The following is a 16,270-nucleotide window of genomic DNA, read 5'->3' on the forward strand; positions in this document are numbered from 1 at the left end:
ATAAAAACAGGTTATTTTTGCAATTAGTTTTTATACCTGTTTTGCAAACAAGTTATCCACAAGATTAGCTTTGTTATCCACACATTCTTATCGTATAGTTTCTTTTCTTACTTATTTAATGAGGTTTTTATGCTTCCTGTATTACGTGCTTATAAAGATACTTACCCAGTAATTGGAAATTCTGTTTATATTGATCCTTTTTCATCAATTATCGGGGAGGTTGAATTAGCTGATGATGTCAGTATTTGGCCTATGTGTGTTTTGCGTGGCGATGTTAACCATATAAAAGTAGGTAAACGTACGAATATCCAAGATGGATCTGTTTTACATGTCGCGCGTAAAGGTGAAGCAAGTGTTGATGGTTATTCTTTGCATATTGGAGAAGATGTGACAATCGGGCACAAAGCGATGCTGCATGCTTGCTTAATTGGCGATCGTGTTTTAATTGGCATGGGGGCGATTGTTTTAGATAATGCGCGTATCGATAGTGACGTTATTTTGGCAGCTGGTGCATTAGTACCACCGAATAAACATTTACAATCAGGTTACCTGTATGTTGGCTCTCCGGCAAAAGCCGCTAGAAAATTAACAGATGAAGAGTTTGCCTTTCTTAAGCGATCTGCCATTCACTACGTTAAGCTAAAAAATGAATATCTTGCACAAGGCTGAGTTCTTTTAGTCTCAGACACAAAAAAGGCTACATCTCTCTATAAGTAGAAGTAGCCTTTCTTTTATTGTTTACTCAAACTCTAGTTAAATCGTTTCTTTATGGATCAAAGTACTGCTTTTAATATTAAATTCTAAAGCAACTTCATCACATGCATGTTGGCGCACACACATAGCACAGTCTTTCATTACTTTCTCCGGCATCATCGATTTACTTGTTGGGCTGAAACCAAGCTTCATAAAGAACTCTGGCATACGTGTTAATACAAAGACGCGTTTGATTGCTAATTTTTCTGCGCGTTTAACTATTAACTCAACCAAAGCACTACCTTGTCCTCTACGCTCAAAACCAGGCTCAACACCTAGTGAGCGAATTTCAGCAAGGCCTGTATCGTAAACATATAACGAACCACAACCAGTTACTTTACCTTCACATTCAGTTACCGCAAATTCACCAACTGATTTTGCTAAGTCTGATTTGTCTCGTGGTAAATTTTCACCTTTTTCAGCCCAATGATTAACCATCGACTCTATGCGCTCTAAATCGGTTAAACGTGCAGTACGAATAACTAAGCCTGAAGTATCACGATCTGATAAACGTTGCTCAGCTTCACAAAGTGCGTATTCAATTTGCTCTGGTGAAACACCGCCTTGCGCTTTACGTGCTGATAATGTTGCTTCCAGTGTTAGCACAGGATAAACATCATCCTCGATAACCTCTGAGAATTCTTTGAACTGCGCAACTGTTAACTCTTCTAGTGGCACTCCCTTTTCAATCGCAACTACTACAGCAACGCCAACAATATGGTGTGCTTCACGGAAAGGAATACCTTTGGCGACAAGGTAATCTGCCAGTTCAGTGGCATTTGAATAACCACCTTGTGCAGCTTCTTTAGTACGTTCTTCATTAACTTTAAGATCCGTTAACGCCATTGATGCCATCTCTAGACAGTCACCCCAAGTATCTAACGCATCGAACAAACCTTCTTTGTCTTCCTGCATATCTTTATTGTATGCAAGAGGTAGTGCTTTTAATGTCATTAACATACCCGCTAATGAACCAAATACGCGACCAGATTTACCGCGAATAAGCTCCATCGCATCCGGATTTTTCTTTTGCGGCATTAATGATGAACCAGAAGTCACCAAATCAGACATTTCGATAAATGCAGATTCACCACTATTATAGAAGATCAGATCTTCGGCCATACGCGACAGATGAACCATTGAAAGTGTTGCACAACTCATTAACTCAACGACATGATCGCGATCTGATACAGAATCTAAGCTATTACGCGTTGCTCTGGCAAAACCAAGGGAATGCGCTAATGCAGTACGATCCATTGCGTATGCAGTGCCAGCTAATGCACCACTTCCTAGCGGACAGGTATCCAAACGTTCAAGACAACCTTCTAAACGACTATGATCACGCTCTAACATTTCTAAATAAGCAAGACACCAATGTGAAAACGTAACAGGTTGTGCACGTTGCAGATGAGTGTAACCAGGCAACACAACCGCTTGATGGATACGCGCAAGTTCAATCAGTTTTGCTTCTAATGTATCAAGATGAACAATCAGCTCTTGCGCCGTTTTTTTACACCATAGTTTTAAATCCGTAGCGACTTGATCATTACGGCTACGGCCCGTATGTAATTTTTTACCTAAATCTCCGACTTTCTGAATAAGTTGGATTTCAACCCAAGAGTGGATATCTTCAGCGTCAGATTGCAGTACTTGCTCTGGATTTGCTTGTACCGAAATTAAAAGCTCATTTAGCGCCGCTTCTAAGTTTTTTTGCTCATCAATTGTTAAAACATCCACAGATTGCAATGCTTTTGACCAAGCGATTGAGCCAATAATATCCTGTTCCGCAAGACGGTAATCGAATTTTAATGAATCATTAAATAGTTTAAATTTCACGTCTGCCGCTTGGCTAAAACGTCCGCCCCATAGTGCCATGTTATGCTCCATCACTTACTGTGTATTAGTTATGCTTTCTATTTATATTCATTCTCTGTTTATTAATAATAAGAACAGATATAAATAGAAATTCCTGTTTGCCAATTAAGCCAAACAGGAATTGAATCTCAGCTTTTAATGTTTATATTATTTTTTGTTCAGCGTACGGATACGGCTTGAAAGTGAATATAAACGAATAAAGCCTTCAGCGTGTTTTTGGTCATAAACATTATCATCACCAAATGTTGCAAACTCTTCAGAATAAAGACTGTTTGGCGAACGTTTTTGTACCGCTGTTACTTGCCCTTTGTACATTTTAACAACCACTTCACCATTTACATCTTTTGCTAATGCTTCAGATGCCGCTAATAAAGAGCCACAAAGAGGTGTAAACCAACGACCATCATATACTAAGTGAGCAAACTCTTGACCAACTTGGTCACGCCATTTACGAGCAGGCTTGTCATGAACTAATTCATCGATACCACGCAGTGCGGTAACCATTACAGTACCACCCGGTGTTTCGTAACAACCACGAGACTTCATACCAACCGTACGGTTCTCTGTGATATCAACACGGCCAACACCATGTGCCGCTGCTTTTTCATTTAACAGCATTAATGCGTCATATGGAGACAGTTCAACACCATCAACCGCAACAACACGTGAATTTTCAACTTTAATCGTTAAGTATTCAGGCTCATTAGGAGCGTCAATTGGATCAACCGTTAATGTCCAAACACCTTTACTTGGCTCATTCCATGGGTTTTCCAGCTCACCACCTTCGTGAGAGATATGCCATGCATTGGCATCACGACTGTAGATTTTCGTCGCGCTAGCGGTTGTTTCAATATTACGTTCAGCAAGGTAATCAAGCAGATCTTCACGGGATACCATGCTCCACTCACGCCAAGGTGCAATAACTCTCAGCTCAGGCGCAAGTGCTGCAAAACAGCTTTCAAAACGAATTTGGTCATTACCTTTACCAGTACAACCATGACAAACTGCATCAGCGCCCACTTTTAGTGCAACTTCAACTTGCGCTTTAGCAATGATTGGACGTGCCATTGAGGTACCTAACAGGTAAGTTCCTTCATAGACAGCACCAGAGGCAATCGTTGGGTAGATATAATCTTTAACAAACTCTTCTTTAAGATCAACAATGTGACATTCAGAAGCACCAGACGCTATAGCTTTCTCGTGCAAGCCAACTAGCTCTTCTGCACCTTGACCAACATCAGCACAAAAAGCAACAATTTCACAATCATCATAAGTTTCTTTTAACCATGGAATGATTGCTGAAGTGTCTAGACCGCCAGAATAAGCGAGTACAACCTTTTTAACTTTACTCATTTGATTATTTTCCTTTCATCAGTGTCAGCATGATAGCATTTTGAATGTGCATTCTATTTTCTGCCTGGTCAAAAATTAACGAAGCAGGACCGTCCATAACTTCAGACGTGATATCCAAACCGCGATGTGCAGGTTGGCAATGTAATATGTGTTTAATACCCGTTAAATCTAATAATTCCTGGTTGATCTGGTAAGGCATGAATTTAGCTTTGATTTGCTCAAGGGGAGTATCATCACCCATTGAGATCCAAGTATCACCATAAACCACATCATAGCCTTTGATATCTTCAATATTGTTGGTCACGCGGATGCTGCCGCCATTTTTCGCCGCAATATCTTCTGCCATTTTCATTATTTGTGCATCAGGGCTATGACCGATAGGGCAAACCGCAGTAACTTCTGCGCCTAAAATAGCACCTGCAATAAATAGTGAATGAGTAACATTATTACCATCACCAATATAAGCCACTTTTACTTTAGAAACATCATCATACTGCTGAGAGATAGTTAAAAAGTCAGCCATTGCCTGGCAAGGATGGTAGAGATCACATAAAGAGTTAATCACAGGAACGCTTGAATACTGCTGCATTTCAAGCAAGGTTTTATGATCAAATACACGTGCAACAATACAATCGGCCCAACGGGAAATGTTAGCAGCAAAATCTTTAACATCTTCACGACTGCCCATTACACCATTAGCCTGATCTAAATAAACAGCATGACCGCCTAATTTATTAACACCAATATCAAAAGTCACACGCGTACGCAGTGATTGTTTTTCAAAGAGTGTAACAACACTTTTACCCGCTAATGCTTGACTGTACTTAGCCGGATTCGCTTTTAAATCTTTACCCAGTGCAATCAGCTCTAACGCCTGTTGCTGAGTCATTTCCATACCTGTTAGTAAATTTTCCATTGCTTTACTCTCTACTTAACTACTTTTGTTCCCACTGCTTGCCCAGCAAGCAATGACACTAAATTTTCAGGATTTTTCCAGCTTGCTAACATTACATGACCTAAAGTATCTGCTGCGTGTAACGCTGCTTTCACTTTTACCGCCATGCCATCTTGGATGATATTTTCAGCAATCAGTGTATCAGCTAATTGTGTATTTAGCTCTGGAATAACTTGCTTGTGAGCATCCCACACGCCATCAACATCTGATAAGAAAACTAACTCTGCATCCACCAGCTCACAAATCGCGATAGCAGCTTGATCCGCGTTAACATTATATAAACGCGCATCTTCACCAATACCAATTGATGAGATAACCGGCAAATGCCCTGCTGCTAATAACCCGTTTAATAACGAGGGGTTATTGGCACTGCACACACCTACGGCACCAAGTTCCGGATCAAGCTGTGTTACTTTACAGCTAAAACCATCAGCAAGAGACAACCCCACCGCAGAAAGACCCGCTTGTAACGCTTTAGCCATTAGCAGTTTATTTGATGTACCTGCTAATGCGCCTGCAACATAAGGAATCTGCTCAAAAGGTGTGATGCGTAACCCGTCTTTTTTCTCACTAACAATGTTCATTTTATTTAAAACATTTTCAACAATCACCCCGCCACCATGTACTAATAACAATGGGCGTTGCTGTTTTTCTAAATAAGCAGTTAAGGCTGAAAACAGATTAGCTAATGCTTGTTCATTTTCAAGTACCGCGCCACCTAATTTAATCAGCAGTGGTTGTTTGGATAAGAGTTGAGTCATTTTCTAATAATCCTGCTTATAAAAGAGAGGTTGTGATAGCAAAACCAAAACGTAAATTAATGCATTGCATTGCTTGCGATGACGCACCTTTTAATAGGTTATCAATTGCGCTAAACGCCACCAGATCTTCACCATCAACCGCCCAACCTAAATCACAATAAGGTGTGCCGACCACATTTTTCAATGCAGGATAGCTTCCCTCTCCCATTAAACGTACGATTGGCTTATCTGCATAGGCATCTTGATAAGCCTGCTTGACCTGTTCGCTTGTTACGCCTGTTTTTAACTGCACATTAATGCTGGCTAAAATGCCGCGTTTGAAACTGCCTAAATGCGGAGTAAATACCACCGGCATCCCTAAGTGCTGATCAATCTCTGGTTTATGCCTATGATTAAACACAGCGTAAGGTTGTAAGCTGACTTCACAGAAGCTACTCACTACACTCGCCTTACGCCCGGCACCACTTACACCACTAGTGGCATTAATAGTCGGCTTTGTATTTTCTTTAATTAATCCCGCTTCTGCTAACGGTTTTAATGCCGTTAATGATGCTGTTGTGTAACAACCGGGAACTGCAATCAAATCAGTTTTCTTAACGGCTTCAAAATTCCATTCCGCTAAACCATAAACCGCTTTTTCTAACAACTCAGGATACTGGTGTGTGAAACCATAAAACTTATCATAGAAGCCCGCCGATTGAACACGGAATGCACCAGACAGATCGAATACCACTGTATTTTGGGCAAGGAAAAGTGCTGCCAAGTTATGGCTTACTTCATGTGCTGTAGCCAGAATAACGATATCTATGCCTTCACAAGCGCTTTCAATACCACTGTTAGCTAGCGGCTGCAGCGGCAGATCAACCACACCTAATAAGTTACCGTAAAGTTCAGATAGTTTTTTACCTTTATCCAAACTGCCTTCAGAAACATATAAACCCGCTAATTCAATATATTCATGACGAGTTAAAAAATGTGCTAACTCAGCGCCGGTATAACCACTTGCACCCACAACAATGGCTTTTAACATAAGAAGTTCCTGTTTCATTTACTGTATAAAAAATAGAAAACGTACTATAAAAAGAGATATTCTCGATAGAGAAGACCATTCTAATTACCTTTGATTATTTATGCAATAATTATGAATAGTTATTTATATGTAATTATATTGACAGTCGCTTACAAATAAAATTAACGGGTTAATTCTGCGCTACACTAATATAGCTTAATAAAAGTCGAAAAATTGAATGATTAACACCACTTAATAACCAAGTAAAACGAGCAACCTCGACTACTGCCGCTCATCATTTATCTCTTCTGTTTCCAGCGGATCCGCATACAGTGCTTTTATCTCCAACACTTTAGGTAAGCAAGCTTTAAAGTGTGGAACCAACTCAGGATCAAAGTGTTTGCCTGATTCGCTTTCAATTAGAATCATTGCTTTTTCAACTGACCACGCTTTTTTATAAGGGCGCTCACTAGTCAGTGCATCAAACACATCGGCAATAGCAACGATACGTGCACTCAATGGAATATTTTCTCCACTTACCCCGGCAGGATAACCCGTGCCATCCCATTTCTCATGGTGATATTGCGCCACTTCAACGGCCATGCCTAATAAATCGGACTCATGCTTGCCTAAAATCTCAACACCGTACTCTACATGCCTCTGCATGATCGTCCATTCATCTTGATTAAGCTTACCTGCTTTCAATAACACCCCGTCAGGAATGCCGATTTTACCTATATCGTGCATCGGTGCGGCATTATAAAGCAGTTCAGACCAACTGTTATTTCCCGTAACTCGTTTTGCTAAAAAGCGTGAATACCAGCTAAGACGAATAACATGCAGGCCTGTTTCATTATCTTTAAATTCAGCAGCCCGCCCTAAGCTTTGTAGGATTTCCATGCGCGTTTTTTCTAGCTCTTTTGTTCTTTCCTGTACCAAACTCATCAGATGCAATTTTTGGTTTGATAATTTCAAATGCGCACTTACTCTTGCTAAAACAAGCGGCGGACTAACTGGTTTTGTTATGTAATCAACACCACCTAACGAAAAACCTTTTTTTTCATCTTCGACATCTCTATTTTCACTAACAAAAATAATAGGGATTTCAGCGGCTTCAGGCATTACCTTTAGTTGTTTACAAACGGCATAACCGTCGATATCCGGTAGAATTATACCTAACAAGATGAGATCCGGTTTATCTTGCCCGCTAGCAATTTTAAAGGCAGTAGAAGCATTAATAGCGATCTTGACTTTATAATAGGGGGATAATATTCCATTTAAAATATGAATATTTTCAGGGTTATCATCAACGAGCAAAATTGTTTGCTTAGTGATCATCTCGTCTAAATCCAGCATTTCTGTTCCTACTTTTATTTGCTTTTATCGAACAGTATTTTCTGTCGATGCAGAGGGGAGCTATTAGCACTATCAAAACCGAAAGTTATCTAACTGTTCAATAACATTATTAACTAACTACTATTGATTGTTAAGCTGAGATATTTCTTTCAATTATAAGGCACTTACAGTGCGCCATCATCCAATTCAATACTTTGCTTATTTTCCTGTAATTACAAGATAAGGTCAATTTCATCAAGCCCTCGTACTGGCTGACTTGTGACTTTGTCGACTTATTTCTAAATATCTTGTGCTTACGGTCATTTCTGCCTGCTGAAATCATAGTATATTTGAGGGAATGCTTGCGCACCAATATTACAGCCCCCTATTAAACAGTTCACTTGCAAGTAGATCTTCAATACTTCCATGATGCTTGATGTGATAGTAAACAGTAAAATGTTTACTTTTGTTAAGTTGGCTCACAAAAAGTAACTTATTGATAGGAATAGTGAGGGTTGAAATATTACTTATTAGATTAATATGCGCTAAATTATCGGCCAGAAAAAAAAGAATAAAATAGAGCAAATTATAATTCGTCAATTTGCATTCATTTTAAACTAGAGGGAATCTAAATTATATGCTAATTAAACACAAATTAATCTCCAATACTATTGTAACCATAGTAAGCATGCTGGCCATGCTATTACTAATGAATTTCACTTCATCGGCACTAAAGCAAGATATTACCCTTGCACAAAACATAGGTAAGATTGAGGCTGGCATATTGCAATTAAGATCACATGAAAAGGACTTTTTAGCCCGTAAAAAAAGTGTATATATTGACGCATTTAATACGGAAACATCAAAACTACAGGCAAATATTAGACAACTTAAACAGGATCTAAAAAGTATCTACGTTTCAGCAGATGAGCCAATTAAATTAAGTAGCCAGTTAAATAATTATCAGCAATTTTTTAATAACGTAGTTGAAACACAAAGACGCATTGGTTTTGATCCGCAAAGCGGGTTCTATGGCGAGCTGAGGGAAGCCGCACATAATGCAGAGGAAGCCATTGGCGATTCGGTTATGTTTTATAAAATGATGCTGCAAATAAGAAGCAGTGAAAAAAATTACATGCTGCTGCTTGATGACCAATATATTATTAAGTTCGGTGAGGATTTTAATAATTTGTATACTAGTGTGCAAAAAAGCTACTTAGTTCAATCGCAGAAGAACTTGATTTTAAATGCACTAGACACTTATAAAGTTGCATTTTTATCATTGGTCAGTGAACAGCAGATATTGGGTTACCATGATGATGAAGGTTTTCAAAAAGCGATGAATGCAAGTGCATTGAAAGTTCAGTTGACTCAAGCACAGTTAGTTAGAAAAACAAATGAAGCAATCAATGATTATGTGCATTTATTTAAACAAATGACTTATATCCTGTTCACTCTTGCACTACTCATTTCAATCTTCATTGGCTGGGCACTTTCACACAGTATTATGAACGCTATTTTGCATATTAAAGATTCAATTGTGAAAATATCAGAAACCAACGATTTAACCATTGAAGTTTCTACAAAAAGCAATGATGAATTGTCAGATATGGCAAAGGCATTCAATTATATGATTTCAAATTTCCAAAGTTTACTGGTTTCAGTAAAAAAATCAGAAGCAACTTCTGATAAAGCAACAGAGATACTGGCAGAAAATCCTCTCTGGGCTGATTTTATATATGAAGAGTGTCTTGAAGATAGTAAAGACAATAAATAAAGAAACCTATTCTTCGTGGTCACCTAACTAGATAATATTCAGATTTAGTTAGGTGACAAAACAACAACACTAAAAGTAACCTGCAATTCAACCTCCCCCCCTGTTAATAAACAACAAACTTTTTAATTTTGTTAAGTTAATTCACAAAAAGTAACTTATTGATAGAAATATTGAGGGGTTAAAATGTTACTTTTGAGACTAAATGAGTTAAATTATTCTTTGCAAAAAAACAATAAAACAGATCAAATTGTTATTCGTTAATATATTTTTAAAACTCGTGGGATCAAAATAACATGCTAATAAAACACAAATTAACCACCAATACTATTGTAACCATAGTAAGTATGTTGGCTATGCTATTACTGCTTAACTTCTCTTCAACATCACTGCAACAGGATATTACACTTGCCCAAAATATCGGAAAAATTGAAGCCGGCATATTACAGTTAAGATCGCATGAAAAGGACTTTTTAGCCCGTAAAAAAAGTGAATATATTGATCAATTTAATGCGGAAAGTTCAATGTTACAAAAAGGCATTGAACAGCTAAAAATTGATTTAGATATTATTAATGTTTCCGCAGAAGAAGCCATTCGACTAGGTAAGACTTTAACCGAATATCAACAATATTTTACAGAGGTTGTTGAGACGCAAAAACGTATTGGTTTTGATCCCAAAAGCGGGCTTTCCGGCAAACTGGGAAAAGCAGTAAATGAAGCTGAAGCTGCGATTGGAGAGTCAATCTCGTTTTTAAACATGATGCTAAAAACAAGAAGCAGTGAAAAAAATTACATCCATCTGCTTGATGATAAGTATGTTAAAAACTTCCAAGTTAACTTTGATGCATTGCATAAAGATGTGAAAAAAAGCTATTTAGTCAGCACCCAGAAAAAAGCTATTTTAGCGGCGCTTGATAGTTATAAAACGACCTTTTTAGCCTTAGTAAAAGAACAGAAGAAATTGGGTTATCACGCTCATGATGGCTTACAAAAATCGCTAAATGAAAGTGCTCACCAAGTTCAAAAAATCCAAACTAACCTAGTTGCTAAAACAGATGCAGCTGTCAGTGATTATGTAAAATCAATTAAGCAAATGACTTATATCCTCTTTGCTGTGGCGTTATTTATTTCAATCGCTATTGGTTGGGTGATTTCTCGCAGTATTATGGACGGTATTTTATATATCAAAAATTCAATTGTGAAAATTTCAGAAACTAATGATTTAACCGTTTCCATTTCTACAAAAAATAATGATGAATTAGCGGATATGGGAAAGGCATTCAATAATATGATTGCTAATTTCCAGCATTTAATCGTTTCAGTGAATCAATCAGTTGGCAGTCTTAATAACGCAACAGATACACTTTCAGATAATATTCATCAAGCAAACGAAGGTGTTGCATCGCAAATGCAGGAAACCGATATGGTGGCAACTGCCGTTACTGAAATGGTCGCTACAATTGAAGAGATTGCAAGTAATACGACAGACGCGGCTGATAAAGCAGAGCAAACTAACCAAAATGCAGCTAAAGGTAAACGCGGTGTTGATGCAACCATCCATCAGATCAGTATCTTATCCGATAAACTAATCGAATCAGAAGGTGTTGTAAATAACCTTGCTAAAGACAGTGAAACAATCGGCAGTGTGCTTGATGTAATTCGAGGTATTGCCGAGCAAACTAACTTACTCGCACTAAATGCAGCCATTGAAGCGGCTCGTGCCGGTGAGCAGGGACGGGGGTTTGCTGTTGTTGCTGATGAAGTACGTACTCTTGCCAGCCGTACACAAGAATCAACCAAAGAGATTGAGAACATTATTGGTTCCCTGCAAAGCAGAACTAAAAACATTGTTGATTTAATGACTGATTGTCGCAGTGAAGGACAGGAAAGCGCCGATCAAGCTGGCCAAGCCGGGCAATTACTTGAAGAGATCAATCACGATATCGTTGCTATCATGGATATGAATACCGCCATTGCTACCGCGATTCAAGAGCAAAGTGCGGTGGCTTCAGAAGTGAACCGCCATGTAGTTTCTATCCGTGATGTGGCAGAAGCATCCAGCGAATCTGCGCAACAAAACGAACTGATGAGTGATGAGTTATTACAGCAGGCAAATGTGTTAACTAATGAGATAAAACGCTTCACCATCTAAGTAAACACTCTTATTTGAATATTAAGCCTTGAGCAGAATCACTGACTCAAGGCTTTTTTTTACCAAAACCGATCCATTCAATGTAATATATTTTTATCCTCTCTTTTATTTACTTATTTAAAGGTGTTTTATGTCACTGCCTACTTTTTTAAACCTCTACAAAGACCTTATCGCCATCCCCTCCATCAGCTCAACCGATTCATCGTGGGATCAAAGTAATTTAAGGGTCATTAATCAGCTTGCCACATGGTTAGAAGAGCTTGGTTTTAAAAATGAGATAAAAGAGGTCAGCAGTGCACCCGGTAAATACAATTTAATCGCCACATTTGGTGACGGTGATGGTGGTTTATTACTGGCAGGACATACTGATACAGTGCCATATGATGAAGGGAAGTGGTTAAGCGATCCTTTTAAAGTAACGGAAAAAGACAACCGTTTATATGGGTTAGGCACTATCGATATGAAAGGTTTTTTTGCCTTTGTTATTGAGGTATTAAAAGAGCTCGATCTCAACAAACTCAACAAACCGCTACGTATTTTAGCAACTGCCGATGAAGAAACCACCATGTCAGGTGCGCAGGATATTGCCAGACAAAAAAGCTTCAAACCCGATTATGCGATTATCGGCGAACCTACCGGTCTAGTACCAGTTATCATGCATAAAGGGCATATGTCCGAAGGTATTCGCATTACCGGCCGTAGTGGTCACAGCTCAGATCCCGACAAAGGGTTAAATGCCATTGAAATAATGCATTTAGTGATTGGTGAATTAAAAAAAGTACAGCAGCAGTTTAAAGATAAATACTTTAATGAACATTTTGATGTCCCTTATCCAACCCTTAATTTCGGTTCAATTAATGGTGGTGATAGCCCCAATCGAATTTGCGGTTGCTGTGATTTGCATATTGATATGCGCCCTATTCCAGGGATTAGCACCAGCGAACTATTTATTACAGTAAAGGAAGCATTATCTGAAATTGAAAAACGCTATCCGAACAGCGTTGAAATTTATCACCTGCACGAACCAATTCCATCTTATCAATGCCCCATGCATTCAGAGCTGATTGAAAATGCACAAATTTATACTGGCAATAAAGCGCAAAGCGCTAATTACTGTACTGAAGCCCCTTTTATCGAGCAACTCGGTTGTGACACCATAGTTCTCGGTCCCGGGCATATTGCACAGGCGCATCAGCCGAATGAATATTTAGATCTCTCTTTTGTTAAACCTACAAAATCTGTTATTGAAAAAATGATCAAACGCTACTGTGCTGATTGATTCAGCGGCTATTTACTTCACAAAAGAAAAAATAGTGTCATTGAAAAACGAATTAAATAACTTCACGTAATTTAATTACACGGGAAGTATTTCAAATCAAGTGAAAGCAAAACTTATGGGATAGCACGTTGACTAGTTGCCCTTTTGTGGTAGGTTATTTGCCTTACTTTATTTTAGCGTGTAATTTTATTACAGATTTACGAGGTTTATATGACAGAACAATACGCAAATTTACGTAGTAACGTAGGTTTATTGGGTCAATTACTAGGTAAAAGTATTGGTGAACATTTAGGTGAAGAATTTCTAGAAAAAATAGAATCGATCCGCCAGCTTTCTAAATCTTCTCGCGCGGGTAATCATAACGACGGTAAAACACTTGTTGACGTACTCGCTAATCTTTCAGATGACGAGCTGCTGCCTGTGGCTCGTGCTTTTACCCATTTTTTAAACTTGGCAAATATCGCCGAGCAGTTTCATGGTATCTCTCGCCATTGCGATAGTGGTGTTTGCGCGCCAGATCCAATGAACCAACTGATTGGCAAACTAAAAAATGCACAAGTTTCTCAAGAGACAATGCAGCAAGCGGTTAATGAACTGCAGATGGATATGGTGCTGACCGCACATCCAACGGAGATTACGCGTCGTACTCTTATCCATAAGCACACGGCGATTAACGAATGTTTAAGTTTACTTGAAATTAGCGAAACGTCAGACAAAGAACGCGATCAACTGCTAAACCGTCTTGAGCAGTTAATCACACAAGCCTGGCATACCAATGATATTCGCAAAAACCGTCCGACCCCGGTAGATGAAGCTAAATGGGGTTTCGGTGTTATCGAAAGCAGCTTGTGGGAAGCCGTTCCGCAATATGTTCGTGAGCTTGATAACAAACTACAAGATGGCTTAGGTTTATCTTTGCCGATTGACGCCTCACCAATCAAGTTCACCTCGTGGATGGGTGGCGATCGTGACGGTAATCCATTTGTTACTGCAAAAGTAACACAAGAAGTATTATTAACCAGTCGCTGGGTAGCTGTAGATTTGTATCTGCGAGATATTAAACAGCTGACTGAAGAGTTATCAATGGATATCTGTGATCCTGTTTTACGCGCTATTGTTGGTGAAAATACAGATGAACCATACCGCGCTATTTTACGTAAATTACGTGAAGAATTAAAAGAAACACGCACTTCACTAAGCGCAACACTGCGCGGCCAAGATAGCAATGCGCAAGATATCATCACCCGTACCGAGCAGCTGAAACAGCCTCTTGAGTTATGTTATCAATCACTTAAAGCTATGGGTATGCACTCAATTGCAAATGGCCTGATTTTAGATATCCTGCGTCGCCTGGCATGTTTTGGTATTAACCTGGTAAAACTTGATATCCGTCAGGATGGTGAACGCCATGGTGACACTCTGTCTGAATTGACACGTTATTTGGGTCTTGGAGATTACAATGCCTGGAATGAAGCAGATAAACAGGCATTTTTATTACAAGAGTTAAACAGCAAACGCCCGCTTATCCCTGCATCTTGGAAACCATCAGCTGATGTACAGGAAGTACTCGATACCTGTAAAGTGGTCGCGCAAACCGATCCGCAAGCATTAGGTATCTACATCATCTCAATGGCACGCCAGGCGTCTGATGTTTTATCAGTACAACTTCTATTAAAAGAAACAGGTTGCCCATTCCGCATCCCTGTCGCACCTTTATTTGAAACCTTAGATGATTTAAATAACGCAAGCGACGTAATTGAACGTCTGTTTGCTGTTGACTGGTACCGTGGATATATTGGTGGCGAGCAACATGTAATGATCGGTTACTCCGATTCAGCGAAAGATGCCGGGGTGATGGCTGCTAACTGGGCACAATATACAGCACAGGAAGCACTGGTTAAAATCAGTGAAAAAAATGATATTAAACTGGTCTTGTTCCACGGACGTGGGGGCACAATTGGTCGTGGCGGCGCGCCAGCACATCAAGCACTACTGTCTCAACCTCCAGGCTCTTTAAAAGGCGGACTTCGTGTTACCGAGCAAGGTGAGATGATCCGCTTTAAATTCGGTCTGCCTAAAGTGGCAGTACAAAGCTTAAATCTTTATACCGCGGCTGTTTTAGAAGCAAACTTATTACCGCCACCAGCACCTAAACAAGAGTGGCGTGATTTAATGGAGCAGTTTGCAGAGCAATCTTGTCAGGAGTACCGCCACTTCATCCAGGAAGAGCCGGAATTTGTTCCTTACTTCCGCAGTGCGACACCAGAATTAGAACTCGGTAAACTGGCGTTAGGCAGTCGTCCAGCAAAACGTAAACCCAATGGTGGCGTTGAAAGTTTACGTGCTATTCCATGGATTTTTGCATGGAGTCAAAACCGCTTAATGCTGCCTGCATGGTTAGGCGCAGGTACCTCACTTAAAACCTTATTGGATGAAGGTAAAAAAGAGCTTCTGCAAGAGATGTATCAGAATTGGCCTTTCTTCCACACTCGTTTAGAGATGTTTGAAATGGTCTTCTTAAAAGCTGATGAAGAGTTAACTAAATTCTATGAAGAGCGTCTTGTTCCAAAAGAGTTATGGCCGTTGGGTCAACGTTTACGTGAAAACCTAGTACTGACACGCGAGACAGTATTAGAAACAATCCCGGATCATAAACTACTGCAGGAACAGCCTTGGATTAAAGAGTCTATCGCATTACGCAACCCTTATGTTGATCCACTCAATATGCTGCAAGCGGAACTGCTTTCCCGTTCTCGTGAAAATGGTGAGGAAATTTGCCCAGTAATTGACCAGGCATTAATGGTAACCATTGCAGGTATCGCCGCTGGTTTACGTAATACAGGTTAAACACGTCCTTGTTCATCCCGGCGATGTTTTGGCCGGGATGACAGCACGACCAGGTACTCTTTACTTAGGTGTGCGCGCTAGGAAGTGACGATTTTTCCTCGCTACTGTTTTGCGCGGTTAAAACCGCACTTCCATTAACTCATGTTTTAGTTAGCTGGATATAATAGCAATCCGCT

Annotated in this window: 11 protein-coding genes; 5 read left to right on the plus strand and 6 right to left on the minus strand. The window is 39.5% G+C overall.

Annotated features, from left to right (window positions below; genetic code table 11):
• The first annotated feature begins 129 nt into the window (after window positions 1-129).
• The gene (locus AC4GME_RS07435) at window positions 130-669 is read left to right on the plus strand and encodes a gamma carbonic anhydrase family protein (protein ID WP_490378440.1); all 540 of its coding nucleotides are present in this window, start codon (window positions 130-132) and stop codon (window positions 667-669) included.
• Window positions 670-753: 84 nt separating this feature from the next.
• On the opposite strand, the gene argH is transcribed toward AC4GME_RS07435, so the two are convergent.
• From argH to AC4GME_RS07465, 6 genes are all read right to left on the minus strand, one after another.
• Window positions 754-2,628 carry an argininosuccinate lyase gene (gene argH, locus AC4GME_RS07440; RefSeq protein ID WP_490378439.1) on the minus strand — a complete coding sequence of 625 codons (1,875 nt, stop codon included), beginning with the start codon at window positions 2,626-2,628 and terminating at the stop codon, window positions 754-756.
• Window positions 2,629-2,775: 147 nt separating this feature from the next.
• Window positions 2,776-3,981, minus strand: a complete 1,206-nt coding sequence (locus tag AC4GME_RS07445; RefSeq protein ID WP_490378438.1) for an argininosuccinate synthase — start codon at window positions 3,979-3,981, stop codon at window positions 2,776-2,778.
• Between the two features lie 4 nt (window positions 3,982-3,985).
• Window positions 3,986-4,897: an ornithine carbamoyltransferase gene (locus AC4GME_RS07450; RefSeq protein ID WP_490377616.1), complete on the minus strand. Its 912-nt coding sequence runs from the start codon at window positions 4,895-4,897 to the stop codon at window positions 3,986-3,988.
• Window positions 4,898-4,908: 11 nt separating this feature from the next.
• Window positions 4,909-5,697 (minus strand): acetylglutamate kinase, encoded by a 789-nt coding sequence (gene argB / locus AC4GME_RS07455; protein ID WP_490377615.1) that lies wholly within the window; start codon window positions 5,695-5,697, stop codon window positions 4,909-4,911.
• Window positions 5,698-5,713: 16 nt separating this feature from the next.
• A complete protein-coding gene (argC, locus tag AC4GME_RS07460; RefSeq protein WP_490379194.1) occupies window positions 5,714-6,727 on the minus strand; it encodes an N-acetyl-gamma-glutamyl-phosphate reductase in 1,014 nt (337 codons plus the stop codon).
• A gap of 261 nt (window positions 6,728-6,988) precedes the next feature.
• On the minus strand, window positions 6,989-8,062 hold the full coding sequence (locus AC4GME_RS07465) for an HD domain-containing phosphohydrolase (protein ID WP_490377613.1): 1,074 nt from the start codon (window positions 8,060-8,062) through the stop codon (window positions 6,989-6,991).
• A gap of 616 nt (window positions 8,063-8,678) precedes the next feature.
• Here AC4GME_RS07465 and AC4GME_RS07470 point away from each other — a divergent pair.
• The 4 genes from AC4GME_RS07470 to ppc all read left to right on the plus strand — a co-directional run bounded on the left by AC4GME_RS07470 (window position 8,679) and on the right by ppc (window position 16,094).
• Window positions 8,679-9,818, plus strand: a complete 1,140-nt coding sequence (locus AC4GME_RS07470) for a HAMP domain-containing protein (RefSeq protein ID WP_490377612.1) — start codon at window positions 8,679-8,681, stop codon at window positions 9,816-9,818.
• A gap of 293 nt (window positions 9,819-10,111) precedes the next feature.
• Window positions 10,112-11,968 (plus strand): methyl-accepting chemotaxis protein, encoded by a 1,857-nt coding sequence (locus AC4GME_RS07475; protein ID WP_490377611.1) that lies wholly within the window; start codon window positions 10,112-10,114, stop codon window positions 11,966-11,968.
• A gap of 130 nt (window positions 11,969-12,098) precedes the next feature.
• Window positions 12,099-13,247, plus strand: a complete 1,149-nt coding sequence (gene argE / locus AC4GME_RS07480) for an acetylornithine deacetylase (protein WP_490377610.1) — start codon at window positions 12,099-12,101, stop codon at window positions 13,245-13,247.
• A 210-nt stretch (window positions 13,248-13,457) separates the two neighbouring features.
• On the plus strand, window positions 13,458-16,094 hold the full coding sequence (gene ppc, locus AC4GME_RS07485; RefSeq protein WP_490378149.1) for a phosphoenolpyruvate carboxylase: 2,637 nt from the start codon (window positions 13,458-13,460) through the stop codon (window positions 16,092-16,094).
• Window positions 16,095-16,270: the final 176 nt, after the last annotated feature.

This window comes from Psychromonas sp. (assembly GCF_983033635.1).

What these genes read in the sequence shown, in the direction of transcription:
- AC4GME_RS07435 (WP_490378440.1), top strand. Translation starts at nt 130, where the DNA reads ATGCTTCCTGTATTACGTGCTTATAAAGATACTTACCCAGTAATTGGA.
- argB (WP_490377615.1), bottom strand. Translation starts at nt 5,697, where the DNA reads ATGACTCAACTCTTATCCAAACAACCACTGCTGATTAAATTAGGTGGC.
- AC4GME_RS07470 (WP_490377612.1), top strand. Translation starts at nt 8,679, where the DNA reads ATGCTAATTAAACACAAATTAATCTCCAATACTATTGTAACCATAGTA.
- AC4GME_RS07475 (WP_490377611.1), top strand. Translation starts at nt 10,112, where the DNA reads ATGCTAATAAAACACAAATTAACCACCAATACTATTGTAACCATAGTA.
- ppc (WP_490378149.1), top strand. Translation starts at nt 13,458, where the DNA reads ATGACAGAACAATACGCAAATTTACGTAGTAACGTAGGTTTATTGGGT.
- AC4GME_RS07450 (WP_490377616.1), bottom strand. Translation starts at nt 4,897, where the DNA reads ATGGAAAATTTACTAACAGGTATGGAAATGACTCAGCAACAGGCGTTA.
- argC (WP_490379194.1), bottom strand. Translation starts at nt 6,727, where the DNA reads ATGTTAAAAGCCATTGTTGTGGGTGCAAGTGGTTATACCGGCGCTGAG.
- argH (WP_490378439.1), bottom strand. Translation starts at nt 2,628, where the DNA reads ATGGCACTATGGGGCGGACGTTTTAGCCAAGCGGCAGACGTGAAATTT.
- AC4GME_RS07445 (WP_490378438.1), bottom strand. Translation starts at nt 3,981, where the DNA reads ATGAGTAAAGTTAAAAAGGTTGTACTCGCTTATTCTGGCGGTCTAGAC.
- argE (WP_490377610.1), top strand. Translation starts at nt 12,099, where the DNA reads ATGTCACTGCCTACTTTTTTAAACCTCTACAAAGACCTTATCGCCATC.
- AC4GME_RS07465 (WP_490377613.1), bottom strand. Translation starts at nt 8,062, where the DNA reads ATGCTGGATTTAGACGAGATGATCACTAAGCAAACAATTTTGCTCGTT.